This is a genomic window from Streptomyces sp. NPDC001880 (assembly GCF_053594575.1).
Window position 1 is genome coordinate 1 of sequence record NZ_JBSFET010000299.1, and the last position, 1,127, is coordinate 1,127.

Annotated in this window: 1 protein-coding gene; it reads right to left on the reverse strand. The window is 69.2% G+C overall.

Features of this window, described 5'->3' with window-relative positions; all coding sequences use genetic code 11:
• A partial coding sequence (locus tag ACWCQ6_RS37425; RefSeq protein WP_451096994.1) for an AMP-binding enzyme occupies window positions 1-1,127 on the reverse strand: 1,127 nt, incomplete at both ends.

Consider the following 1,127-nt stretch of genomic DNA (forward strand, 5'->3'; position numbering starts at 1 on the left):
CCCGGCGACGACGGCGTTCAGCGCGGTTTCGAGATCCGGCATCAGGATCCGCCACGACACCCCGTCCACCACCAGGTGATGCACCACCAACAGCAGCAGACCCTCAGCGCCCGGCCCGGCGTCGAACCAGACCGCCTGCACCAACACACCGCCCGCCGGGGCCAGACGCCCCTGCGCAGCTGTCTGCTCCTGCGCCACCACAGCCGCCAGCCTGTCCCGCGACAGACCCGCCACATCCACCCGGCACACCAGACCCGCCGCGCGCACCGCACCGACCTCCGGCACCGACAGCACCCACCTGCCCTCACCGGTCAACGACGCCCGCATTCGCAGCACGTCATGGTGATCCACCAGCGCCTGCACCGCTCCCTCGACATCAGTGAGCCGCACGCCCGCCGGAACCCGGGCACCCATCGACTGGAAGAAGCCGTCCATCGGGCCGCCGCGTCCGGCGAAGAGCGACATGACCGGCGTCGGCGGCACCTCACCGATAGCCTCACTCGCGGCCTCAAATGCAGGTGCCACCTCAGCCGTCCCGGCAATGGCTGCCAGCGCCTCGACCGTGCGCCACTGGAACACATCCCGGGGCGAGAACACCACACCCGCCGCACGCGCCCGCGACACCAGCTGAATCGCGACAATGGAATCGCCACCCAGTCCGAAGAACGAGTCCTCGACACCGACCGAGTCCACGCCCAGCGCCTCGGCGAAGACACCGCACAGCACTTCCTCCAACGCCGTACGCGGAGCCCGGTGGTCTCCCCCCGTGAATTGTGGCTCGGGGAGGGCTTTGCGGTTGACTTTGCCGTTGGCGGTCAGGGGGAGGGCGTCGAGGATGACGACTGTTGCCGGGACCGCGTATTCGGGCAGGCGCTCGGCGGCGAATTCACGCAGCGTGGTGGGGTCGGGGGATTGGGTGCCGGGTGTCGGTGCGACGTATCCGATGAGACGTCTGCCCCGGCCGGTACCGGCTTCTCGTGCCACGACTACTGCCTGGGCGATGTCGGGGTGGGCGGCCAGTGCCGACTCCACCTCGCCGAGTTCGATGCGGAAGCCGCGGATTTTGACTTGTTCGTCGGCTCGGCCTGTGTAGGTGAGCCGGCCGTGGTTGTCCCAGCGGACGAGGT